Source organism: Caulobacter sp. Root1455, from assembly GCF_001426905.1.
Classification (GTDB): domain Bacteria; phylum Pseudomonadota; class Alphaproteobacteria; order Caulobacterales; family Caulobacteraceae; genus Caulobacter.
The window spans coordinates 86,982-108,986 of the sequence record NZ_LMFQ01000006.1; the positions used below are offsets into that span (position 1 = coordinate 86,982).

The window sequence follows — 22,005 nt, forward strand, 5'->3', positions numbered from 1 at the left end:
ACTAGACGCGACGACGCTTGGGCGGACGGCAGCCGTTGTGCGGGATCGGCGTCACGTCGCGGATGGTCGTGATGGTCATGCCCGCGGCCTGGAGGGCGCGCAGGGCCGACTCACGGCCAGAACCCGGACCCGACACGTTGACCTCGAGGGTCTTCACACCGTGCTCGGCGGCCTTCTTGCCCGCGTCTTCCGCAGCCATCTGAGCGGCGTACGGGGTCGACTTGCGCGAGCCCTTGAAGCCCATCATGCCGGCGCTCGACCAGGAGATGGTGTTCCCCTGAGCGTCGGTGATGGTGATCATGGTGTTGTTGAACGAGGCGTTCACGTGCGCCACGCCCGAGGTGATGTTCTTGCGTTCGCGCTTTTTAACGCGTGCCGGTTCCTTGGCCATCGTTCAGGCTGCCTTACTTCTTCTTGCCGGCGATCGGCTTGGCCGGGCCCTTGCGGGTGCGGGCATTGGTGTGGGTGCGCTGACCGCGGACCGGCAGGCCCTTGCGGTGACGCAGGCCGCGGTAGCAGGCCAGGTCCATCAGACGCTTGATGTTCATCGAGTTTTCGCGGCGCAGGTCGCCCTCGACGGTGAAGTCCTTGTCGATCGTTTCACGGATCGCCAGAACTTCGGCGTCGGTCAGCTGATTGACCCGGCGGGCGTCATCGATGCCCACCTTCGTGACGATGTCACGAGCGGACTTCTGGCCAATGCCATGAATGTACTGAAGCGCGATCAAAACGCGCTTGTTCGTCGGGATGTTGACGCCTGCAATACGGGCCACGTCTAATGTTCTCCTAGTCACGCACTAAAGACGCGAACGGCGCGCCCGGCCCGGTCTTTCGACCCAGTCCGGCGCGCACAGATCGCGCCCTTTCGCGGAAGCGCCCCGTTATAGGGATAGTTGCGCATCCGTCAATGGCGGAATCCGCTCGAATGAACGGATTCCAACGAAGTTTCAGGCCACGACCGAAAGCGCGGCGTCGATCGACGCGGCCACGGTGTCCACCGAGGCCATGCCGTCCAGTTCCACGAGCTTGCCTTGCTCGCGGTAGTAAGGGAGCAGCGGCGCGGTCTGGGCGTTGTAGGCCGCCAGGCGCGTCACGAACACTTCCGGGTTGTCGTCGGGTCGGCCCTGCTCGGCGAATCGCTTGGAGATCCGCTCGATGAGCGCCGGCTCGTCTACCTTGAGTCGGAGAACCGAGTCGATCTTCTGACCGCGCTTGGCCAGGATGGCGTCCAGGGCCCGCGCCTGGGGCACGGTGCGGGGGAAACCGTCGAAGATGGCGCCGCCGGCGGCTTCCGCCTCGGGCAGCCGGTCCTCGATCAGGGCGATGACGATCTCGTCGGTGACCAGCTCGCCGCGGTCCAGCACGCCCTTGACCTTCTGACCGAGCTCGGAGCCCGAGGCGATGGCGGCGCGCAGCATGTCGCCGGTCGACAGCTGGACCATGCCCCGCTGCTCGACCAGGCGCTTGGCCTGGGTGCCCTTGCCCGCCGCCGGCGGCCCGAACAGGATCAAGTTCATCAATGCGCTTCCTGCGTTTCCACGGGTCTGCCGCCCGCGTCCGCTCAGACCTAGAGTGCGTTCGCTAAAAACGGAAGCCGGTTTGTGACAAACCGGCTTCCGCGTTCTTGCCTTACGCAGCGTCGGGAAAGGCTTAGCGCCCCTTGCCGCCGCGCAGCTTCGACTTCTTGATCAGACCCTCGTACTGGTGAGCCAGCAGGTGGGACTGGATCTGGGCGACCGTATCCATGGTCACGGTCACGACGATCAGGATCGAAGTGCCGCCCAGGGTGAACTTGGTCGGGCCCATGCTGTTCATCAGCAGTTCCGGGAAGATGCAGACAGCGGTGATATAAGCCGCGCCGATCACGGTCAGGCGGGTCAGGACATAGTCCAGATACTCCGCCGTCCGCTTGCCCGGACGAATGCCCGGCATGAAGCCGCCGTACTTGCGCAGGTTCTCCGCGGTCTCGTCGGGATTGAACACGACCGAGGTGTAGAAGAACGAGAAGAAGATGATCAGGGCCGCGTAGAGCACCATGAACAGCGGCTGGCCGTGCTGCAGGGCGCCGACCGCGGTCGGCAGCCATTGCAGCCAGTTGGGCAGGTTGGCCGTGGCCAGGAAGCCCATGGCGGTCGTCGGCAGCAGCAGCAGGCTGGAGGCGAAGATCGGCGGGATGACGCCGGAAGTGTTCAGCTTCAGCGGAATGAACGAGGTGTCGCCGCCGATCATCCGGTTGCCCTGCTGGCGCTTGGGATAGTGGACCAGCAGACGGCGCTGCGAGCGCTCGACGAAGACGATGAAGAAGATCACCGCGATCGCCAGCACGCCCACGGCGAACAGGGCGAAGCCCGACATGGCGCCGGTCTGCACCTGGGTGAACATCTGCACCACGCCCAGCGGCAAGGCCGAGACGATGCCGGTGAAGATGATCAGGGATACGCCGTTGCCGACGCCGCGGCTGGTGATCTGCTCGCCCAGCCACATCAGGAACAGGGTGCCGCCCGTCAGGGCCACGACGGTCGAGGCGATGAAGAACGCCGGGGCGATGCCGCCCACCACCATGCCCGCCTGGCTTTGCAGGCCCACGGCGATCGAGAACGACTGAATCACGGCCAGGATCACCGCCAGATAGCGGGTGTACTGGTTGAGGGTCTTGCGGCCGGCTTCGCCGCCTTCCTTCTTCAGCTTTTCCCACGGCGGATACACCGAGCCCATCAGCTGCACGATGATCGAGGCGCTGATGTAGGGCATCACGTTCAGCGAGAACACGGCCATGCGCTGCACGGCGCCGCCCGAGAACATGTTGAACATGCCCAGGATGCCCTTCGACTGCTGCGAGAACGCGGCGGCGAAGGCTTCCGGATTGATCCCCGGGATCGGCACATAGGTGCCGAGCCGGTAGACGATCAGGGCGATGAGCGTGAACCAGATGCGCTTGTGAAGTTCGGTGGCCTTCTGGAAGGACCCGAAGTTCATGTTGGCTGCGAGTTGTTCGGCGGCCGAGGCCATTCAAATCCCCACGTCGAGAGCGCGCGCCGCGTCCGCGGTCAGGTCGCGCTCCAAGCATAAATCCGAGCTCTGGTCCGGTCGGCGATGAATCGCCGGGGCCGGGCAAAGCCCGAGTACGGAGCCGTACATAGGTGAGGCTCGCCGCGATGTCACGGCGAGCCTCGTTATTCTGTCATCCCGATGGGAAACTGCGGGGGCGGCGGGGTGTCCCCTGCCCTCTCCGCGATCCCGGCGACGGCGCCCCAAAGCACGGGGCGCCGCTCCGGGATGACATTATGGTCTTAGGCTTCGGCTTGAACCTTGGCCTTCTTGGTCACGGTCACCGAACCGCCGGCCGCTTCCACGGCCTTGATGGCCGCTTCGGTCGCCGAATAGACGGTCAGCTTCAGGGCCGACTTGATTTCGCCCTTGCCGAGCAGCTTCACGCCGTCCAGCTCGCGACGGATCACGCCGGCGGCGACCAGGGCGGCGGCGTCGAGCGACGCGCCGGCCTTGAACTTGCCAGCGGCCACGGCCTGCTCCAGGCGCCACAGGTTCACTTCAGCGAACTCCAGGCGGAAGGGGTTGTTGAAGCCGCGCTTAGGCATACGCATGTGCAGCGGCATCTGGCCGCCTTCGAAGCCGGCGATGGCGACGCCCGAGCGCGCCTTCTGGCCCTTCACGCCGCGACCACCGGTCTTGCCCTTGCCCGAACCCGGGCCGCGGCCGATGCGCATGCGGCCCTTGGTCGAGCCGGGAGCCGGAGCCAGTTCATTAAGCTTGGTCATGTGTGCCTCTCCTTGGAGATCTGCGCCTGGCCAGCGGCCAGACTCGGCTTTTGAAAACAAAGAAACTCAAACGAAAACCACCCCGGCTTTCACCGGGGTGGCGATTTCGACGTCCCGTAGCAGAACTACTCGACGATTTCCAGCAGGTGCTGGACCTTGCGGATCATGCCGCGCACCGACGGGGTGTCTTCCAGCTCGGACTCGCGACCCAGCTTGTTGAGACCCAGACCAGCGAGCGTGGCGCGCTGGGTGGCGTTGCGACGGATCGGGCTGCCGGTCTGGCGCACCTTCACGGTCTTGGTTTGCTTAGCGGTAGCCATGTCTTAGCCCTCGATGGCGTCCGGAGCCGAGGCTCCGTCGGCGCGGCGGCCGAGAATGTCGCCGACCTTCTTGCCGCGCTTGGCGGCGATCTGGCGGGGCGACGATTGGACCTTCAGGGCTTCGAACGTGGCGCGCACCATGTTGTACGGGTTCGAGGAACCCGTCGACTTGGCCACGACGTCCTGGACGCCCAGGGTTTCGAGAACCGCGCGCATCGGACCACCGGCGATGACGCCCGTGCCGGGAGGGGCAGCGCGCATCATGACCTTGCCAGCGCCCCAACGGCCGTAGCCGTCGTGGTGCAGGGTGCGCGACTCGCGGAGCGGGACGCGGACCATGGTCTTCTTGGCTTCTTCGGTCGCCTTGCGGATGGCTTCCGGCACTTCACGCGCCTTGCCATGACCGTAGCCGACGCGGCCCTTTTGGTCGCCGACGACCATCAGAGCAGCGAAGCTGAAGCGACGGCCGCCCTTAACGGTGGCGGCGACGCGGTTAATGTGGACGAGCTTTTCGACGATGTCGCTGTCGACCCGCTCTTCAGGGGCGTTGCGGTCGCGTCGGTCCCGGCGAGGACCGCCTTCACCGCGCTGTTGATCACCACGAGCCATGATGTTTCCCTTAGAAGTTCAGGCCGGCTTCGCGCGCGGCGTCGGCCAGGGCTTTCACCCGTCCGTGGAAGATGTAGCCGCCACGATCGAAGACGACGTCCTTGACGCCCTTTTCGATGGCGCGTTCGGCGACGAGCTTGCCGACCAGAGCGGCCGCGTCCTTGTCCGCGCCCTTGGCCGAACCTTCACCCTCGAGGGTGGAGGCCGAAGCCAGGGTCACGCCGCGTTCATCATCGATGACCTGGGCGTAGATGTTCTTGGACGAACGGAAGACCGACAGACGCGGACGACCGTTGGACAGGGCCTTGAGGCGGGTGCGGGTGCGTTGGGCACGACGCACGGCGGATTCGCGAGGTGAGAGCGCCATGGCTTACTTCTTCTTGCCTTCCTTGCGGCGAACCTTCTCGCCAGCATAACGCACGCCCTTGCCCTTGTAGGGCTCCGGCGGACGAATGCGGCGGATTTTCGCGGCAATCTCGCCAACCGCCTGCTTATCAGCGCCGGCGATCTTGATTTCGGTCTGCTTGGGCACCGCGAAGGTGACGCCGGCCGGAGCCTCGACGTCCACGTCGTGGGAGAAACCGAGCTGGATGGAGAGCGCGGAGCCCTTCATCGCGGCGCGGTAACCGACGCCCACCAGCTCGAGGGTTTCCTCGAAGCCCGTGGTGACGCCTTGCACCATGTTGGCGACCAGCGTGCGGGACAGACCCCACATCGACTTGGCGCGCTTGCTTTCATCGCGCGCCGCCAGCAGGAGGTCGGAACCTTCCTGCGAAACGGCGATCTCTTCGGCGATGGTCCAGGCGAGTTGCCCCTTGGGGCCCTTCACCGTGACCGTCTGCCCGTCGATCGTGACTTGCACGTTCGAGGGGATCGCGACGGCCTTCTTACCGATACGTGACATGCTCTGTTCCCTCCCGCGCCTAGTAGACGCGGCAGAGGACTTCGCCACCGACGTTAGCGTCGCGTGCGGCGGAGTCCGACATGACGCCCTTCGGCGTCGAAAGGATCGAGATGCCCAGGCCGTTCTTGATCGGCTTCAGGTCCTTGATCGACGAATAGACGCGACGGCCAGGCTTGGACACGCGGCTGATCTCGGCGATCACGGGCTCACCGTCAAAATACTTGAGCTCGATCTCGAATTCGGGGAACGCACCGGGCTTCTCGACCAGCGAGTAGCCGCGGATGTAGCCTTCGTCGGCCAGCACGTCCAGGACGCGGGCGCGCAGCTTGGAAGCCGGCGTCGCGACCTTGGCGCGCTTGCGCGTGGCGGCGTTCTTGATGCGAGCGATCATATCGCTCAGGGGATCGTTCATCGACATCTGATCGTCCTCACCAGCTCGACTTGACGAGGCCGGGGATCTGCCCTTGCGAACCCAGTTCGCGCAGAGCAATCCGGCTCATCTTCAGCTTGCGATAGTAGGCGCGCGGGCGGCCGGTCACTTCGCAACGGTTGCGAATGCGAACGGCCGACGAGCTGCGCGGAAGCTTCGCGAGCTTCAGGCGGGCTTCGAAGCGTTCTTCCAGCGGCAGGCTTTCGTCGTTGGCGATAGCCTTCAGCGCGGCGCGCTTGTCGGCGTATTGCTTGACGAGGGCCTTGACCGCGAGATTACGGTTAACGGCGCTTTTCTTGGCCATGGTGTGTTTCCCTGCCCGCTCTTAATTGTTGAACGGGAACTGGAATTCCTTCAGGAGAGCCTTGGCTTCCTGATCGGTCTTCGCAGTGGTGCAGACGATGATGTCCATGCCCCAGATCTGTTCGATCTGGTCATAGTTGATTTCCGGGAACACCAGGTGCTCCTTCAGGCCCATGGCGTAGTTGCCACGGCCGTCGAAGCTCTTGCCGTTCAGGCCGCGGAAGTCCTTCACGCGCGGCAGCGCGATCGTGACCAGGCGGTCGAGGAATTCGTACATCCGGTCCTTGCGGAGGGTCACCTTGCCGCCGACCACCATGCCTTCGCGCAGCTTGAAGCCGGCGATCGACTTGCGGGCCTTCGTGGCGACCGGCTTCTGGCCGGCGATAGCCATCAGATCCTTCAGCGCGGTCTGGGCCTTCTTGGAGTCGGCCACAGCTTCGCCGATGCCCATGTTCAGGACGATCTTGTCCAGCTTGGGGATCTGCATTTCGTTCGTGTAGCCGAACTGTTCCTTCATCGCGGCGCGGATGCGCGCGCGATATTCGGACTTCAGTCGCGGCTCGTAAGCTTGATCAACCATTGATCACCTCGCCCGTCGTCTTGGCGACGCGCACCTTCTTGTCGCCTTCGATCTTGAAGCCGACGCGGGTGGCCTTGCCGTTGGAATCGACCAGCGCGACGTTCGAGACGTGCAGGGTCGCTTCCTTGCTCTTGATGCCGCCTTGCGGATCGGCTTGCGTGGCCTTGGTGTGGCGTTGAACCAGGTTCACGCCTTGCACCAGGACGCGGTTCTCCTTGGGGAGAACCTGGGTCACAGCGCCTTGCTTGCCCTTGTCCTTGCCGGCCAGGACGACAACGCGGTCGCCCTTCTTAATCTTGGCAGCCATTACAGCACCTCGGGGGCGAGGGAGATGATCTTCATGTGGTTCTTGGCGCGCAGTTCACGAGGAACCGGGCCGAAGATCCGCGTGCCGACCGGCTCGCTCTGCTTGTTGACGATGACCGCGGCGTTCTTGTCGAAACGGATCAGCGACCCGTCCTTACGCTTCATGCCTTGGTTCACGCGAACGACGACGGCGCGAAGCACGTCACCCTTCTTCACGCGGCCGCGCGGAATGGCTTCCTTCACGGACACGACGATCACGTCACCGACGCTGGCGTAGCGACGACCCGCGCCACCCAGCACCTTGATGCACATGACCCGGCGAGCGCCGGAGTTGTCGGCGACTTCCAGGTTAGTTTGCATCTGGATCATGGTTCAAACCTTCCAGATTAAGCAGAAGCCTTGGGAAGGACTTCCCAGGTCTTCAGCTTGGACTTCGGAGCGCACTCGATGATACGGGCAACTTCGCCCGCCTTGTACGCATTGCTCTCATCGTGCGCGTGGTACTTCTTGGACCGACGCACGATCTTCTTCAGCAGCGGGTGAACGATGGTCCGTTCAACCTTAACCACTACGGTCTTGTCGCCCTTATCGGAGACGACAACCCCTTCGAGGATACGCTTGGGCATATCGTTCTCCTTAAGCCGCGGCCTTGGCGCGCAGCACGGTCTTGATGCGGGCGATTTCCTTGCGGATCTCGCCAACGCGGTGGGTCTTTTCCACCTGACCGGTCGCCGCCTGGAAGCGCAGGTTGAACTGCTCTTTTTTCAGGTTGAGCAGCTGCTCGGCGAGTTGGTCGGGAGTCATGCCCCGGATGTCTTGGATCTTGGTCATGCCGCTTCGGCCTCCAGAGCCGCACCGGCGTCGATGCGGGTGACGACGCGGGTACGGATCGGCAGCTTGGCAGCGCCGAGACGCAGGGCTTCGCGCGCGATATCGTCCGGCACGCCGTCGATTTCGAACATGATGCGGCCCGGAGCCACGCGAGCGGCCCAGTGGTCCACGGCGCCCTTGCCCTTACCCATCCGGACTTCAGCCGGCTTGCCGGTGACCGGCACGTCCGGGAAGATACGGATCCAGACGCGGCCTTGACGCTTCATCTGGCGGGTGATGGCGCGACGAGCAGCTTCGATCTGACGAGCCGTGATGCGCTCCGGCTCGACGGCCTTCAGGCCGTACGAACCGAAGTTCAGCAGGGTGCCGCCCTTCGAGGTGCCGTGGATACGGCCCTTGAACTGCTTGCGATACTTGGTTTTTTTCGGTGACAGCATAGCGCTCTATCCTTAGCCCCGATCGCGACGGCCGCGGTCGCCCCGGTCGGGACGATCGCCGCGCTCGCGCCCACCACCTTCGCCGGCCGGGCCGGACTCAGTGGCGAGACGCTTGTCGAGCGCCATCGGGTCATGCTCCAGCACTTCGCCTTTGAAGATCCAGGTCTTCACGCCGATGATGCCGTAGGTGGTCTTGGCTTCCGCGAAACCGTAGTCGATGTCGGCGCGCAGGGTGTGGAGCGGCACGCGACCTTCGCGATACCATTCCATACGCGCGATTTCCGCGCCGCCGAGGCGGCCCGACACGTTGATGCGGATGCCCTTGGCGCCGAGACGGACGGCCGATTGGATCGACCGCTTCATGGCGCGACGGAAAGCGATACGACGCTCGAGCTGCTGGGCGATGGACTCGGCCACCAGCTGCGCATCGGTTTCGGGCTTACGGATTTCGACGATGTTCAGGTGAACTTCGCCTTCCGTCATCACCGACAGGTCCTTGCGGAGCTTGTCGATGTCAGCGCCCTTCTTACCGATGATGACGCCCGGACGGGCGGCATAGATCGTGACGCGGCACTTCTTGTGCGGACGCTCGATGATGATGCGCGAGACGCCGGCTTGATACAGGCGCTTCTTGAGCATCGCACGGACCGCGAGGTCTTGGTGCAGGAGCTTGCCGTACTGTTCGCCGTCGGCGAACCAACGGCTGTCCCAGGTACGGTTTACGCCGAGCCGCAGCCCGACCGGATTGACTTTCTGACCCATCAGGCGGCCTCACCCAGTTCGCGGACCACGATGGTGATCTCGGAGAACGGCTTTTCAACGCGCGTGGCCCGACCGCGAGCACGCGGCGAGAAGCGCTTCATCACCAGGTTCTTGCCCACATAGGCCTCGGCGACGACCAGCGAGTCGATGTCGAGGTTGTGGTTGTTTTCGGCGTTGGAGATCGCCGAATACAGCGCCTTGCGGACGTCCTGAGCGATACGCTTGTGGCTGAATTCGAGCTCGTTCAGAGCGCGCTGGACGTTCAGGCCACGGATGGACTGAGCGACCAGGTTCAGCTTGCGGGCGCTGGTGCGCAAGGTGCGAACCTTGCACATCGCTTCGTTGGCCGGCAGGCGGCGAGGTTGTTTAGCTTGGCTCATGGCCTACTTCCTCTTCGCCTTCTTGTCGGCGGCGTGGCCGGGGAAGTTGCGGGTGGGAGCGAACTCACCGAACTTCATGCCGACCATGTCTTCCGACACGGAGACGGGAACGTGCTTTTGACCGTTGTGCACGCCGAACACCAGGCCGACGAACTGCGGCATGATGGTCGAGCGGCGCGACCAGGTCTTGATGACGTCCTTGCGGCCCGACGCGAGAGCGGCGTCGGCCTTCTTCAGGAGGTACCCGTCGACGAACGGGCCTTTCCAGACGGAGCGGGTCATGGCTTAGCGGCCCTTTTTCGCTTTGTGGCGCGAACGGATGATGAACTTATCCGTGGCCTTGTTGACGCGGGTCTTGGCGCCCTTGGTCGGCTTGCCAGCCGGGGTCACCGGGTGACGGCCGCCCGAGGTGCGGCCTTCACCACCGCCGTGGGGGTGGTCGACCGGGTTCATGGCGACGCCGCGGACGTGAGGACGACGGCCCATGTGACGAACGCGCCCGGCCTTGCCGAGGTTTTCGTTCATGTGGTCCGGGTTCGACACGGCGCCGACGGTGGCCAGGCAGGTGTCGAGCACCATGCGCAGCTCGCCCGAGTTCAGGCGGATCTGAGCATAACCGGCGTCACGACCGACCAGCTGGGCGTAGGCGCCGGCCGAACGGGCGATCTGGCCGCCCTTGGCGGGCTTCAGCTCGACGTTGTGGATGATCGTGCCGATCGGCATGGTCCGCAGCGGCGAGGTGTTGCCCGGCTTCACGTCGACCTTGTCGGCGGTGACGACTTCGTCGCCGGCCTTCAGGCGTTGCGGGGCCAGGATGTAGGACAGCTCGCCGTCCTGATACTTGATCAGGGCGATGAAGGCGGTGCGGTTCGGATCGTACTCGAGACGAACGACCGTGGCCGTGCCTTGCTTACGACGCTTAAAGTCGACCAGACGGTACAGGCGCTTGGCGCCGCCGCCGCGGAAACGAACCGCGATGCGGCCATTGCCGCCGCGACCGCCCGACTTGGTCAGACCTTCGACCAGCTTCTTTTCCGGGCGGCCCTTGTGGAGCTCGCTGCGGTCGATCAGCACCAGGCCGCGCTGGCCGGGGCTGGTCGGGTTAAAGTGCTTCAAGGCCATCTGATTAGAGCCCCGTCGTGATGTCGATCGACTGGCCTTCGGCCAGGGTCACGATGGCTTTTTTGACATCGGAACGGCGTCCGATGATGCCACGGAAGCGCTTGGTCTTGCCCTTGGTGACCAGGGTGTTGACCTTGGTGACCTTGACCTTGAACAGCTCTTCGACAGCGGCGGCGATTTCGTCCTTCGACGCATCGGCGGACACGCGGAAGACAACCTTGTTCTGCTCGCTGAGCAGGGTGGCCTTCTCGGTGATCACCGGCGACAGGATCGTGTCGTAGTGGCGGGCGGTTGCGGCCATCAGGCGGCTTCCTTCTCAGCGAAACGGGCCGAGATCGCCTCGATCGCGTCCTTGGTCAGGACGAGCGTTTGGCGACGCAGCACGTCATAGACGTTCAGGCCGGCGTTCGGCAGCACGTCGATGTTCGGAATGTTGCGGGCGGCGAGCTTGAAGTTGCCGTCCACTTCCGGACCCGCGATGACCAGCGCGTTCTTCAGGCCGATCTTGTCGAAGTTGGCGCGCAGGGCGGCCGTCTTCGGGTCGGTCAGAACGGCGGTGTCCAGCACGATGATCGAGCCGGACTTGGCCTTCGAGGACAGAGCGTGGCGCAGAGCCATGGCGCGGATCTTCTTGGGAAGATCGAACGCGTGGCTGCGGACGACAGGGCCGTGAGCCTTGGCGCCGCCGACGAACTGAGCCGCACGGCGCGAACCGTGACGAGCCGAGCCGGTGCCCTTTTGCTTGTACATCTTCTTGCCCGTACGAGAGACCTCGTTGCGGACCTGAATCTTGTGGTTCCCGGAGCGGCGCTTGGCCAGCTGCCAGGTGACGACGCGCTGCAGGATGTCGCCGCGGATGTCGGCGATGCCAAAGATGGCGTCGTCGAGATCAACGGAGCCGGCCTTGCCGCCGTCCAGTTTGATGACGTCGAGTTTCATTAGCCTTCGCCCTCTTCGGTCGTCGCCGCGGGGGCTTCCTCAGCGGGGGTTTCAGCGGCGGCGGCGGCCGGAGCCTCGCCAGCCTTGCGGAAGGCGCCCGGACGCGGCAGGTCGGCCGGAGCGGCCTTCTTGATCGCGTCGCGAACCTTGACGTACGAGCCTTCCGAGCCGGGGACGGCGCCCTTGACCAGGATCAGGCCGCGCTCCACGTCCACTTTCCAAACGGTGACGTTCAGGGTGGTGACGGTTTCCTGACCCAGGTGACCGGCCATCTTCTTGCCCGGGAACGTACGGCCCGGATCTTGGCGGTTACCCGTCGAGCCGTGCGAACGGTGCGAGACCGAGACGCCGTGGGTGGCGCGCAGACCGGAGAAGTTCCAGCGCTTCATGGCGCCGGCAAAACCCTTGCCGACGGTGATGCCTTGGATGTCCACCTTCTGGCCGGGAACGTAGTGGTCGGCGGTGAATTCCGCGCCCACTTCGATCAGGGCGGCCTCTTCGACGCGGAATTCGGCGACGATCCGCTTGGGCTCGACCGAGTTCTTGGCGAAGTGACCGCGCATGGCGTTCGGGGTGTTCTTCGGCTTCTTGGCGCCGGCGCCGAGCTGGAGGGCGGTGTAGCCATCCTTCTCAACGGTGCGCTGAGCCGTGACCTGGCAACCATCCAGCGACAGGACGGTGACCGGGACATGCTGTCCGGTTTCATCGAAGAAGCGGGTCATGCCCAGCTTCTTGGCGATCACGCCAGTACGATTAGCGGGGAGAGTCATCTGTTCGGCCCTCCTTACAGCTTGATTTCGACGTCGACGCCGGCCGACAGGTCGAGCTTCATCAGCGCGTCCACGGTCTGCGGAGTCGGATCAACGATGTCGAGGACGCGCTTGTGCGTGCGGATCTCGAACTGCTCGCGCGACTTCTTGTCGACGTGCGGCGAGCGGTTGACCGTGAATTTCTCGATAAGCGTGGGCAGGGGGATCGGGCCCCGTACCGTCGCACCCGTGCGCTTGGCCGTATTGACGATCTCGCGCGTGGAATGATCCAACACGCGGTGATCGAAGGCCTTGAGCCGGATGCGGATGTTCTGACGATCCATATCGCTCGGTTTCCTAGTGGGCTGCGCCCGCGTCTCGAACCATTTCAAAGACCAACTCGGTCCCCGCGAGGGGTCCGAACGCAGCGTCCGCAAAACAAATTGGCCCGCACGGTCTCCCGTGAGGGCCGGTGACTGAAAACTGCGCCCCAAAAGGCGCGATCGGCAGTCGTTCGCGAACCGCGTCTAAGCCCGAAAGCTCACAGCCGGTCCAACAGAGGGGGGCTTTTACGTGTGTGAATCGGTTTCGTCAAGCGGTTCACGGGCCAGTTTTGGAGTTGGGCGTGCGACATCCGCGCCCTCCCCTGTTCGCCCTTTCGTCCGGGCAAAAGCCGAGACCCGAGCCAAGCTCGACCGCCTGCTCGGCGCGAGGCCCGCTCCCGCCCTGGGACCCGGCTTCCCCGGGGCGAAACGAAGACCGGCCTAAACATAACGTCGTTGCACGAAACATGCTCGAAACTGAGCATAACAGAGCAAGAACGTGCGGACACGCGCGATAGGAACGTTAACCCGCCTCCGCAAGTGTCATAAAACTGCATCAATTCGCCGCTGACCGCGCCGGCCGGCCTTGTCGCACAGGGCGAAGCTCCATAGATCCGCCGCTCCTCGACGGACGGGCGGCCCTCCCCAAAACGACCGCCCGCCGATCGAGGCCACACAGTAAGGGGATTACCCACTATGAAGACCCAACTCTTTGCCGCCGCCGCCGTCCTGGCGCTGGCCGTCTCGGCTCCCGCCTTCGCCCAGAACGTGGGCTCGGTCGGCGCCGCGGTGAACTACACCGACGTCGACACCAACTTCGGCGGCGCCGACGGCAGCTCGGTGAAGGTCGACGGCAACGTCGCCATCCCGACCGGCGCCTGGACCGTCACCCTGAACGGCAACGTCTCGGTCAGCGACAACGATCTGAGCGACGAAACCGTCGCCTCGACCGCCGCTCACCTGACCACCAAGGTCGGCGACACCGTCCGCGTCGGCGGCTTCGCGGCCCTGTCGCGTCCGTCGAACGACACCCTGTGGGCTGTCGGCGCCGAAGCCAGCAAGTACTTCACCAACGTCACGCTGAACGGCCAAGTCGCCTACGGCCAGTCGAACGACCTGGACGCCGACCTGTACGCCGTGCGCGGCGAGGCCCGCTACTTCGTCTCGGACGACTTCCGACTGGACGCCGGCGCCGGCTACTCGAAGATCGACGGCGACGCCGCCAACGAAGCCGATGTCTGGGACGTCAACCTGGGCGGCGAATACAAGTTCGCCAACACCGGCTGGTCGACCTTCGGCAAGTACAGCCACACCGAGTCCGAAGACCTGGCCGACCTGAAGGCCGACGCCGTGAAGGTTGGCTTCCGCTACACCTTCGGCGGCAGCCTGAAGGCCCGCGACGCGGCCGGCGCCGACCTGATCGACGCCGACACCCTGTTCGGCTTCGGCGTCCGCTAAAGCGGCGGCCGTTCGCCATACAGCGGACTAAAGAAACACCCCGGAGCTTCGGCTCCGGGGTGTTTCACTTTATATATATATGTGCTGCGTGAGCGTGGTTCGGCGGCTAGCGGCCGATGATCACGTCGCCCGAACCGGCCACGTGCTTGCTCACCGGCCCCGTCGCCTTGGCGATGCGCACGTCGCCCGAGCCGGCCACCGACACCTCGACATTGGCGGCCTCGCCGTCGAACACCACGTCGCCGGAGCCCATGACGCTGACCTCGACCGAGCGCGAACGGCCGCCGTTGACGGTCACGTCGCCGGAACCGGCGATGTTGGCCTCGAGCTTGCCGTTGACGCTGGCGGCGGTCACCCCGCCCGAGCCGGCGATGTTGATCTCCAGGTCGCCGCCGATCTCCTGGGTCTTCACGTCGCCCGAGCCGGCGATGTTGATCTCGGCCGAACCGGCGCTGCCGGCCTTGGTGTCGCCGGAGCCGGCCTGGTTCAGGTCGAGCTTGCCCCGGACGTTGGCCACGGTCCAATCCCCGCAGCCGGCGTTGGAGAGCTCCAGGTGATCGGTGCGGCCGACATTGCCGAACACCGCGCCGCCGGCGGCGACCTCGGCGTTCATCGGCACGCGCACCACGATCTGCGGGATGTCGTCCCATTTCACGTCGCCGACGCCGCGCACGTGGATCACGGTCTTGCCCATCACCGTGTTGCAGCCGTTGATGCGGTTCATCCGCAGGCCGCCGTCGACCGTCGTGGTCGAGCCGTTCTGGCGGATGCTCAGCGGCAGGCTCTGGTTGGTGGTCAGGAATTCGACCTTCACGTCGTTCCGCGCCTCGGGGATCACCTCGACCCGGGCCACGGCGTCCTTGATCTTCACGGACGGATCGGCGGCGGCCGCGCCGGCGAAGCCCAGAACGGCGGCGGTGGTGGCCAGGAGCAGAAGAGCGCGCATCGGTTGTTCCCTCGAAACAGAGCGTTGTTGAGGGAAAGCTAGCCGCGCGTTTATCGAGAAACGACTTAATTCGAGGTCATGACCCGCTTGTCATGATTGAGCCTCAATTGGCGCTGGCCGCCAACCGCACCGGAACCGACTTGTAGGCCGGCGTGCCGCTGCGCCGGTCGTGGTCCTCCAGCGCCACCAGCACATTGGCCTCGGGATAGTAGGCGGCCAGGCAGCCGCGCGGGATGTCCCGCTCCACCAGGGTGAAACCACGCACCGCTCGCCGGCCGGTCTCGTCGAAGGCCGCCAGCAGGTCGATGCGGTCGCCGGCCTTCAGGCCTCGCGCGGCGATGTCGTCGGGATGGGCGAAGACCACGTCGCGGCGGCCGAACACCCCGCGATAGCGGTCGTTCGTACCGTAGATGGTGGTGTTGTACTGGTCATGGCTGCGCAGGGTGGTCAGCAGCAGCACGTCCGCCTGGCCCCGCCGGGCGTCCCGGCCGTCGTTACGATGGACCAGGAACTGCGCCTTGCCGCTGGGCGTCTTCCAGACCCGCTCGGACGGCGGCACGGGCAGGCGAAACCCGCCCGGCTGGCGGACGCGCTCATTATAATCGGCGAAAAGGTCGGGAAAGACCGCCCCGATCAGGTCGCGGATACGGTCGTAGTCGGCGGCCAGGCCTTGCCAGTCGACGATGTCGTTTGGTCCGAACAGAGCCGCGCCGATGCCGGCGACGATGGCCGGCTCGGATTTCAGCTGGTCGGAGGCCGGAGGATTCAGGCCGCGCGAGGCGTGGACCATCGACATCGAGTCCTCGACCGTCACCGCCTGGCGTCCGCCGGCCTGCAGGTCGATCTCGGTGCGCCCCAGGCACGGCAGCAGCAGACTTTCGGCGCCGTGCAGCAGGTGAGTGCGATTGAGCTTGGTGGCGACGTGGACGGTCAGCCCCACCTTCTGGATCGCCGCGAAGGTCCGGGTCGGATCCGGCGCGGCGACGGCGAAGTTGCCTCCCAGGCCGACGAACACCTTGGCCTCGCCCGTCTCCATGGCCGCGATCGCCTCGACCACCGTGTGGCCGTGCTCGCGCGGAGACTTGAAGGCGAACACCCTGTCCATCGAATCCAGGAACCCGGCCGAGGGCTTCTCCCAGATCCCGACGGTGCGGTCGCCCTGGACGTTGGAGTGGCCCCGCAGCGGACAGATCCCCGCCCCCGGCCGGCCGATATTGCCCCTCAGCAGCAGCAGATTGACCAGCTGCTGGACGGTGCTGGACGAGGACCGGTGCTGGGTCAGGCCCATGCCGTAGCAGAGGATCGTCGCCTTGGCGTTGGCATAGGCCCGGGCCGCCTCTTCGATCTGGGCCCGCGTCAAGCCGGACCCGGCTTCGATCTCGTCCCAGCTCAGATCCTCGACGACGGCCTTCAACGCCTCGAAGCCTTCGGTGTGTTCGGCGATGAAGGCCCGGTCCAGAACCCCCTTACTGTCCTTTGGGCCCTGGCTCTCGGCGTCCAGCGCCAGCACGGCCTTGATGATCCCCTGCACCGCCAGGGCGTCGCCGCCGACGGTCAGCTGGTAATAGGCCGAGGCGATCGGGGTCGAGGACAGGGTCGCCATCTCGACCGGGTCCTGCGGCGCGGCGAACTTCTCCAGCGCCCTTTCCTTCAGCGGATTGAAGGCCAGGATCGTGGCGCCGCGCCTGGAGGCGTCGCGCAGCGTGGTCATCATCCGCGGATGGTTGGTGCCGGGATTGTGGCCGAAACTGAGGATCAGGTCGGCGTGGTCGAAATCCTCCAGCGTGACCGAGCCCTTGCCCATGCCGATCGAGTCCGGCAGGCCGACGCTGGTCGGCTCGTGGCACATGTTGGAGCAATCGGGGAAATTGTTGGTGCCTACCCGCCGCCCCAGCAGTTGGAACAGGAACGCCGCCTCGTTGGAGGCCCGGCCCGAGGCGTAGAACTCGGCCTGGTTCGGGTGGTCCAGGGCCCTGAGGGCCTCGGCCGTGCGCTTGAAGGCTTCATCCCAGGCGATGGGCAGGTAGCGGTCCGACGCCCTGTCGTAGGCCATCGGATGGGTCAGCCGGCCCAGATCCTCCAGGGCGTGGTCGCTCCAGGTCTTCAGCGCGGTGACGGTGTGGGCCGCGAACACCTCGGGCGTGGCGCGCTTGGTCGTCGCCTCCCAGGCCACGGCCTTGGCCCCGTTCTCGCAGAACTCGAACGACGAGGTGTGCTTGGGGTCGGGCCAGGCGCAGCCGGGGCAGTCGAAGCCCTCGGGCTGGTTGGCGCGCAGCAGGGTCTTGCCGCCCTCGATCACGGTCTCCTGGCCGGTCAACGCCCCGGCCACCGCCTTCAGCGCGCCCCAGCCGCCGGCGGCGTTGTCGTAGCGATGGATGCCGGGGATCTTGGCGTTGGCGGCGTCGATCTCGTCCTTGGCCATCACGCGGGCTCCGAAACAGCGTCGAGCAGGCGCTCGGCATAGGTGAAGACCGTGTGGCCGTCGGCGCGGGCCAGGGCGACCAGGGTCAGGCCCGCCGCCTCGGCCCGGCGGATCGCCAGGTCCGTCGGAGCCGAGACCGCCACCAGGATCGAGCAACCCATCCGCACGGTCTTCTCGACCATCTCGAACGAGCAGCGGCTGGTGACCAGCACGAAGCCTTCGGACGCATCGCCCCCCGCGCGCGCCATCGCGCCGGCCAGCTTGTCCAGGGCGTTGTGGCGGCCGACGTCCTCGCGGACCACGACCAGCGCCCCGTCCGTATCGGCGAAGGCCGCCGCGTGGGTGGCGCGGGTCAGGCGGCCCAGGGCCTGGACCTCGCCCAGGGCGTCGACGGCGCGCTGCACCGCCTGGTGCGAGACCCTTTCACCGCCTTCCAGGCGCGGCAGAGGCCGCACGGCGTCGGCCAGGCGCTGCACCCCGCAGAGTCCGCAGCTGGACCGCCCTTCCAGCGTGCGCGGCCGGGCCTTGCGCTGGATCGCGCCGGGCTTGAGCCTGACGTCGGCCAGGATCCCCAGATCCGTCTCGGTGACCTCGATCCCGAGCACCTCCGCGGCCTTGGCCACCGCCTCGGTCACGGTGAAGCCCCAGGCCAGGTCCTCGACATCGTCCGGCGTGGCCATCAGCACCGTGTGCGGCCGGCCGTCGAACGACAGGCCCACGGCGACCTCCTGGGGCGTGGCCCGGGCGATGATCTCGGACCCGGTCCCGACCCGCCATTGGCTGGCGGAACGGCGTTGAGCGGCGGCTTTCGACATGGCCGGAGTCTACCGCCTGGCCGCTCCCGCGTCCAAGCACCCTCTTCACGGCAGGAACGTTCAAAATCCGACGCGGTTGTAAGATGACCGAACGACGATCCTGAAGCACTCTAGGATCATGGCCGTCATCGACACCCGTCGCGATCAGATGTTCCCCAGCCTCCGGCCGGAGGAGATCGACCGCATCCGCCGCTTCGGCGACATCGCCCACGCCAAGGCCGGCGCGGTGCTGGCCAAGGCCGGCGAGGTCTCGCCCGGGCTGATGGTGATCCTCGAGGGCCGCGCCCGCGTCAGTCGGCGCGACGCCCACGACGAGCGCCACATGATCGTCGAGCACGAGCCGGGGCAATTCGTCGGCGAGCTGGCCCAGCTGTCGAACCGCCCGTCGCTGGTCGACGTCGAGGCCCTGACCGACCTGGAGGTGCTGCGGATCAAGCCCGACCGCCTGCGGGCGGTGCTGATCGCCGAGGCCGAGCTGGGCGAGAAGATCATGCGGGCCCTGATCCTGCGCCGCGTCGGACTCTTGGAAACCGGGGCCGGAGGCCCGGTGATCATCGGCCGCGCCGGCGACGGCGAGGTCATCCGGCTGAGCGGCTTCCTCGGCCGCAACGGCCATCCCTACCAGCACCTCGATCCCGACACCGTCGACTGCGCCAAGGTGCTGATCCAGCGATTCTCGATCGACGAGGCCGAACTGCCGATCGTGCTCTGCCCCGGCGGCCAGATCCTGCGCCATCCGTCCAACGCCGAGCTGGCGCGATGCATCGGCATGGTCGGCGACCTGGATCCCGACCGCGTCTACGACGTGGCCGTGGTCGGGGCCGGCCCGGCGGGCCTGGCCACCGCCGTCTACGCCGCCTCGGAGGGCCTGTCGGTGCTGGTGCTCGACACCCGGGCGTTCGGCGGCCAGGCCGGGGCCTCGGCCCGCATCGAGAACTATCTGGGCTTCCCCACCGGCGTCTCCGGCATGGCCCTGATGGCCCGGGCCTACAATCAGGCCCAGAAGTTCGGCGCCAACCTGGCCATCCCCGACGAGGTGGCGACCCTGGACTGCGACGGCGAAGCCGAGGCCGACGGCGGGCTCGGCGGCTATCACCTGAAGCTGGTCAGCGGCGAGACCACCCAGGCCAAGACCGTGGTGATCGCCAGCGGCGCCCGCTACCGGCGGCTGGAGGTGGCCAATCTGGATCAGTTCGAGGGCAGCAGCGTCCACTACTGGGCCTCGCCGCTCGAGGCCAAGCTGTGCGCGGGCCAGGAGGTGGCCCTGGTCGGGGCCGGCAATTCGGCCGGCCAGGCGGCGGTCTATCTGGCCAGCCAGGTCAAGAAGGTGTGGCTCGTGATCCGCGGCAAGAGCCTGGCCGCCAGCATGTCGCGCTACCTGATCGACCGCATCGAAAGCCTGCCCAACATCGAGGTCGTCACCCGCAACGAGATCTTCGAGCTGGAGGGCGAGGACGGCCAACTGCGCGCGATCCGTCACCGCGATCTCGACACCGGCCAGGAGGATCGCTGCGAACTCAGCCACCTCTTCCTGTTCATCGGCGCCGCGCCCAACACCGCCTGGCTGGCTCAATGTCATGTCGAGCTGGACAACCACGGCTTCGTGCGCACCGGCCAGGACCTGGCCCCGGGCCACCCGCCCCTGCAGACCAGCCGCCACGGCGTGTTCGCGATCGGCGATGTGCGCGCGGGCTCGGTCAAGCGCGTGGCCGCGGCGGTCGGCGAAGGCGCCCAGGTGGTGGCCGCGATCCACGCCTATCTGGCCGAGCCGGTGACGACGGCCTGAGAACGCGCGATCTGTCCGACGACCAAGATTACACATCCTTAAATTGCGCCCCGTCGCCAGGGCGGTGATCGTTGAGCCAACAGGGGAAGCCATCTCATGAAGCTCTCGATACTGCTCGGCGCCGCGAGCCTGCTGGCGGCCGGTCCCGCCCTCGCCGCCCAGCCCACCTGCGCCGCGCCCGACTTCGCCAAGCAGGCGCGCGAACTGATCACGCCCTATCTGGAGCCCGAGGGTTTCAGCGGCTCGATCCTGGTGGCCAAGGACGGCGCGCCGATGTGGCGCGAGAGCTTCGGCGCGGCCGACCGCGAATGGGACGTCGCCAACACCGCCGACACCAAGTTCCGCCTCGGCTCGATCACCAAGCAGTTCACGGCCACGGCGATCCTGCAGCTGGTCGAGCAGGGCAAGCTGTCGATCGACGATCCGGTTTCGAAATACTACGCGGACGCCCCGCCCGCCTGGGCCAAGGTGACGATCAAGCACCTGCTGACCCACAGCTCGGGCATACCCAGCTACACCGCCCTGCCCGGCTTCTTCGACAAGGGCTCGTCCAAGCTGCCCCTGACGCCGGACGAGATCGTCAAGCTGACCCGGGACATGCCCTTGGAGTTCGAGCCGGGCGCGAAATACAACTACGACAACACCGGCTACATCCTGCTGGGCTACGTGATCGAGAAGGTCTCGGGCGAGACCTATGCCGACTATGTGGCCAAGCACATCTTCGCCCCGCTCGGCATGAAGGACAGCGGCTACGACGTCAGCGGCGTGATCCTGAAGAAGCGGGCCTCGGGCTATCAGGGCTCCAAGGACGGCTGGAGGAACGCCGACTATCTCGACATGACCCTGCCCTATGCGGCCGGTTCGCTCTATTCGACCACCGGCGACCTGCTGATCTGGGATCGGGCCCTCGCCGACGGCAAGATCCTGACCCCGGCCTCGCGTCAGGCGATGTTCACCGACTACGGCCACAAGTACGGGTTCGGCTGGCGGATCGACCAGGAAGCCGGTCGTGAGCGCATTGGCCACGGCGGCGGGATCAACGGCTTCTCGACCGGCATCGTCCGTTTTCCCAAGGACGGCGTCGTGGCGATCGTGCTGTCCAACTACAACGCCTCGCCCTCCCACGGCATCGCCGAGAAGCTGGCGGGCCTGTGCGTGGGCTCCTACCGGCCGCCTCAGGCGATCGCGCTGCCCGCCAAAACGTTGGATCTCTATGTCGGCGACTATGTGCTGTCGCCGACCATCACCATCACCATCAGCCGGCATGGCGATCAACTGATCAGCCAGAGCACGAACCAGCCTCCCCTGCCCCTCTACGCCAGCGCGCCGGGCGAATTCTTCTCCAAAACCGCCATCGCCTTGGCCAGCTTCACCCAGGCCGGCGACGCACCCGCCACGGCCCTGGTGCTGCACCAGGGCGGCACGGACCGGACCGCGCCGCGAGCGGCCGCCAAATAAGCCCTCCCCCCATGGGGGAGGCGATCGCGCAGCGATCGGTGGGGGGCGTTCCAGGATCGAGGATCCGGGCTTCGGCCATCGGCCGATCCCTCCCCCCTCCGTCGCCCTAGGGGCGACACCTCCCCCACAGGGGGAGGACCTACAAAGCAAAAGGCCCCGGAGTTTCCTCCGGGGCCTTCGCTATGTCTTAGCCGAGGCTAGAAGATCGATCGACTACTCGACGATCTTGGCCACGACGCCGGCGCCGACGGTGCGGCCGCCTTCGCGGATGGCGAAGCGCAGGCCTTGGTCCATGGCGATCGGGGTGATCAGCTCGACGTCCAGCTCGGCGTTGTCGCCCGGCATGATC

The 22,005-nt window shown here is 66.0% G+C and carries 31 protein-coding genes and 1 pseudogene; 3 read left to right on the top strand and 29 right to left on the bottom strand.

The features are described 5' to 3' along the window. Window position 1: 1 nt before the first annotated feature. The 25 genes from rpsK to rpsJ form a co-directional block, all read right to left on the bottom strand. Window positions 2–391: a 30S ribosomal protein S11 gene (gene rpsK, locus ASD21_RS05255; protein WP_018112960.1), complete on the bottom strand. Its 390-nt coding sequence runs from the start codon at window positions 389–391 to the stop codon at window positions 2–4. A 13-nt stretch (window positions 392–404) separates the two neighbouring features. Then, on the bottom strand, window positions 405–773 hold the full coding sequence (gene rpsM / locus ASD21_RS05260; protein ID WP_012285684.1) for a 30S ribosomal protein S13: 369 nt from the start codon (window positions 771–773) through the stop codon (window positions 405–407). Window positions 774–947: 174 nt separating this feature from the next. Beyond that, on the bottom strand, window positions 948–1,517 hold the full coding sequence (locus tag ASD21_RS05265; RefSeq protein ID WP_056437816.1) for an adenylate kinase: 570 nt from the start codon (window positions 1,515–1,517) through the stop codon (window positions 948–950). 133 nt (window positions 1,518–1,650) lie between these two features. Then, window positions 1,651–3,009 carry a preprotein translocase subunit SecY gene (gene secY / locus ASD21_RS05270; RefSeq protein WP_056437819.1) on the bottom strand — a complete coding sequence of 453 codons (1,359 nt, stop codon included), beginning with the start codon at window positions 3,007–3,009 and terminating at the stop codon, window positions 1,651–1,653. 281 nt (window positions 3,010–3,290) lie between these two features. Continuing rightward, window positions 3,291–3,776 (bottom strand): 50S ribosomal protein L15, encoded by a 486-nt coding sequence (gene rplO, locus ASD21_RS05275; RefSeq protein WP_056437822.1) that lies wholly within the window; start codon window positions 3,774–3,776, stop codon window positions 3,291–3,293. A gap of 125 nt (window positions 3,777–3,901) precedes the next feature. Further along, window positions 3,902–4,096: a 50S ribosomal protein L30 gene (gene rpmD, locus ASD21_RS05280; protein ID WP_056437825.1), complete on the bottom strand. Its 195-nt coding sequence runs from the start codon at window positions 4,094–4,096 to the stop codon at window positions 3,902–3,904. 3 nt (window positions 4,097–4,099) lie between these two features. Further along, window positions 4,100–4,705, bottom strand: a complete 606-nt coding sequence (gene rpsE, locus ASD21_RS05285) for a 30S ribosomal protein S5 (protein ID WP_056437826.1) — start codon at window positions 4,703–4,705, stop codon at window positions 4,100–4,102. A 10-nt stretch (window positions 4,706–4,715) separates the two neighbouring features. Further along, window positions 4,716–5,072, bottom strand: a complete 357-nt coding sequence (rplR, locus tag ASD21_RS05290; RefSeq protein ID WP_028041103.1) for a 50S ribosomal protein L18 — start codon at window positions 5,070–5,072, stop codon at window positions 4,716–4,718. Between the two features lie 3 nt (window positions 5,073–5,075). Beyond that, a complete protein-coding gene (gene rplF / locus ASD21_RS05295; RefSeq protein WP_056437829.1) occupies window positions 5,076–5,609 on the bottom strand; it encodes a 50S ribosomal protein L6 in 534 nt (177 codons plus the stop codon). Window positions 5,610–5,628: 19 nt separating this feature from the next. Then, complete coding sequence (rpsH, locus tag ASD21_RS05300; RefSeq protein WP_007662733.1) at window positions 5,629–6,027, bottom strand: 30S ribosomal protein S8; 399 nt, start codon at window positions 6,025–6,027, stop codon at window positions 5,629–5,631. 10 nt (window positions 6,028–6,037) lie between these two features. After that, window positions 6,038–6,343, bottom strand: a complete 306-nt coding sequence (rpsN, locus tag ASD21_RS05305; RefSeq protein WP_018061186.1) for a 30S ribosomal protein S14 — start codon at window positions 6,341–6,343, stop codon at window positions 6,038–6,040. Between the two features lie 21 nt (window positions 6,344–6,364). After that, window positions 6,365–6,922, bottom strand: coding sequence for a 50S ribosomal protein L5 (rplE, locus tag ASD21_RS05310; RefSeq protein WP_056437831.1), 558 nt, complete (start codon window positions 6,920–6,922; stop codon window positions 6,365–6,367). Further along, a complete protein-coding gene (gene rplX, locus ASD21_RS05315; protein ID WP_035080023.1) occupies window positions 6,915–7,229 on the bottom strand; it encodes a 50S ribosomal protein L24 in 315 nt (104 codons plus the stop codon). Before rplX ends, rplE begins: the two co-directional genes overlap by 8 nt. Beyond that, window positions 7,229–7,597: a 50S ribosomal protein L14 gene (rplN, locus tag ASD21_RS05320; protein WP_007662742.1), complete on the bottom strand. Its 369-nt coding sequence runs from the start codon at window positions 7,595–7,597 to the stop codon at window positions 7,229–7,231. Before rplN ends, rplX begins: the two co-directional genes overlap by 1 nt. Before the next feature lie 17 nt (window positions 7,598–7,614). After that, on the bottom strand, window positions 7,615–7,854 hold the full coding sequence (rpsQ, locus tag ASD21_RS05325; protein WP_035080025.1) for a 30S ribosomal protein S17: 240 nt from the start codon (window positions 7,852–7,854) through the stop codon (window positions 7,615–7,617). Between the two features lie 10 nt (window positions 7,855–7,864). After that, window positions 7,865–8,059, bottom strand: coding sequence for a 50S ribosomal protein L29 (gene rpmC, locus ASD21_RS05330; RefSeq protein WP_012285673.1), 195 nt, complete (start codon window positions 8,057–8,059; stop codon window positions 7,865–7,867). Then, the gene (rplP, locus tag ASD21_RS05335; protein ID WP_012285672.1) at window positions 8,056–8,496 is read right to left on the bottom strand and encodes a 50S ribosomal protein L16; all 441 of its coding nucleotides are present in this window, start codon (window positions 8,494–8,496) and stop codon (window positions 8,056–8,058) included. Before rplP ends, rpmC begins: the two co-directional genes overlap by 4 nt. A gap of 12 nt (window positions 8,497–8,508) precedes the next feature. Further along, window positions 8,509–9,258, bottom strand: a complete 750-nt coding sequence (gene rpsC, locus ASD21_RS05340; protein ID WP_028041108.1) for a 30S ribosomal protein S3 — start codon at window positions 9,256–9,258, stop codon at window positions 8,509–8,511. Next, window positions 9,258–9,638 (bottom strand): 50S ribosomal protein L22, encoded by a 381-nt coding sequence (rplV, locus tag ASD21_RS05345; RefSeq protein WP_012285670.1) that lies wholly within the window; start codon window positions 9,636–9,638, stop codon window positions 9,258–9,260. Before rplV ends, rpsC begins: the two co-directional genes overlap by 1 nt. 3 nt (window positions 9,639–9,641) lie before the next feature. Beyond that, complete coding sequence (gene rpsS, locus ASD21_RS05350) at window positions 9,642–9,920, bottom strand: 30S ribosomal protein S19 (protein ID WP_012285669.1); 279 nt, start codon at window positions 9,918–9,920, stop codon at window positions 9,642–9,644. A gap of 3 nt (window positions 9,921–9,923) precedes the next feature. Then, window positions 9,924–10,760, bottom strand: a complete 837-nt coding sequence (gene rplB, locus ASD21_RS05355) for a 50S ribosomal protein L2 (RefSeq protein ID WP_056437834.1) — start codon at window positions 10,758–10,760, stop codon at window positions 9,924–9,926. Window positions 10,761–10,764: 4 nt separating this feature from the next. Beyond that, on the bottom strand, window positions 10,765–11,061 hold the full coding sequence (locus ASD21_RS05360) for a 50S ribosomal protein L23 (protein WP_007662755.1): 297 nt from the start codon (window positions 11,059–11,061) through the stop codon (window positions 10,765–10,767). Further along, window positions 11,061–11,699, bottom strand: a complete 639-nt coding sequence (gene rplD / locus ASD21_RS05365) for a 50S ribosomal protein L4 (protein WP_056437837.1) — start codon at window positions 11,697–11,699, stop codon at window positions 11,061–11,063. The genes ASD21_RS05360 and rplD overlap by 1 nt, the downstream gene beginning before the upstream one ends. After that, entirely contained in the window at window positions 11,699–12,469 is a 771-nt protein-coding gene (rplC, locus tag ASD21_RS05370) for a 50S ribosomal protein L3 (protein ID WP_056437838.1), read from the bottom strand. The genes rplD and rplC overlap by 1 nt, the downstream gene beginning before the upstream one ends. 14 nt (window positions 12,470–12,483) lie before the next feature. Further along, window positions 12,484–12,792 carry a 30S ribosomal protein S10 gene (gene rpsJ / locus ASD21_RS05375; protein WP_004616952.1) on the bottom strand — a complete coding sequence of 103 codons (309 nt, stop codon included), beginning with the start codon at window positions 12,790–12,792 and terminating at the stop codon, window positions 12,484–12,486. Between the two features lie 675 nt (window positions 12,793–13,467). Here rpsJ and ASD21_RS05380 point away from each other — a divergent pair. After that, window positions 13,468–14,229, top strand: a complete 762-nt coding sequence (locus tag ASD21_RS05380; protein ID WP_056437841.1) for an outer membrane beta-barrel protein — start codon at window positions 13,468–13,470, stop codon at window positions 14,227–14,229. Between the two features lie 106 nt (window positions 14,230–14,335). On the opposite strand, the gene ASD21_RS05385 is transcribed toward ASD21_RS05380, so the two are convergent. From ASD21_RS05385 to fdhD, 3 genes are all read right to left on the bottom strand, one after another. Beyond that, window positions 14,336–15,175, bottom strand: coding sequence for a GIN domain-containing protein (locus tag ASD21_RS05385; RefSeq protein ID WP_056437843.1), 840 nt, complete (start codon window positions 15,173–15,175; stop codon window positions 14,336–14,338). Between the two features lie 103 nt (window positions 15,176–15,278). Further along, the gene (locus ASD21_RS05390) at window positions 15,279–17,597 is read right to left on the bottom strand and encodes an FdhF/YdeP family oxidoreductase (RefSeq protein ID WP_056437845.1); all 2,319 of its coding nucleotides are present in this window, start codon (window positions 17,595–17,597) and stop codon (window positions 15,279–15,281) included. Beyond that, window positions 17,597–18,412, bottom strand: coding sequence for a formate dehydrogenase accessory sulfurtransferase FdhD (gene fdhD, locus ASD21_RS05395; RefSeq protein WP_056437849.1), 816 nt, complete (start codon window positions 18,410–18,412; stop codon window positions 17,597–17,599). Before fdhD ends, ASD21_RS05390 begins: the two co-directional genes overlap by 1 nt. A 118-nt stretch (window positions 18,413–18,530) precedes the next feature. Here fdhD and ASD21_RS05400 point away from each other — a divergent pair, with 118 nt between their 5' ends. Then, window positions 18,531–20,198: an FAD-dependent oxidoreductase gene (locus tag ASD21_RS05400; RefSeq protein ID WP_056437851.1), complete on the top strand. Its 1,668-nt coding sequence runs from the start codon at window positions 18,531–18,533 to the stop codon at window positions 20,196–20,198. 96 nt (window positions 20,199–20,294) lie between these two features. After that, window positions 20,295–21,656 carry a serine hydrolase gene (locus ASD21_RS05405; protein WP_056437856.1) on the top strand — a complete coding sequence of 454 codons (1,362 nt, stop codon included), beginning with the start codon at window positions 20,295–20,297 and terminating at the stop codon, window positions 21,654–21,656. 213 nt (window positions 21,657–21,869) lie between these two features. On the opposite strand, the pseudogene tuf reads toward ASD21_RS05405, so the two are convergent. Next, window positions 21,870–22,005, bottom strand: a pseudogene (tuf, locus tag ASD21_RS23205) (elongation factor Tu); the annotation flags it as partial.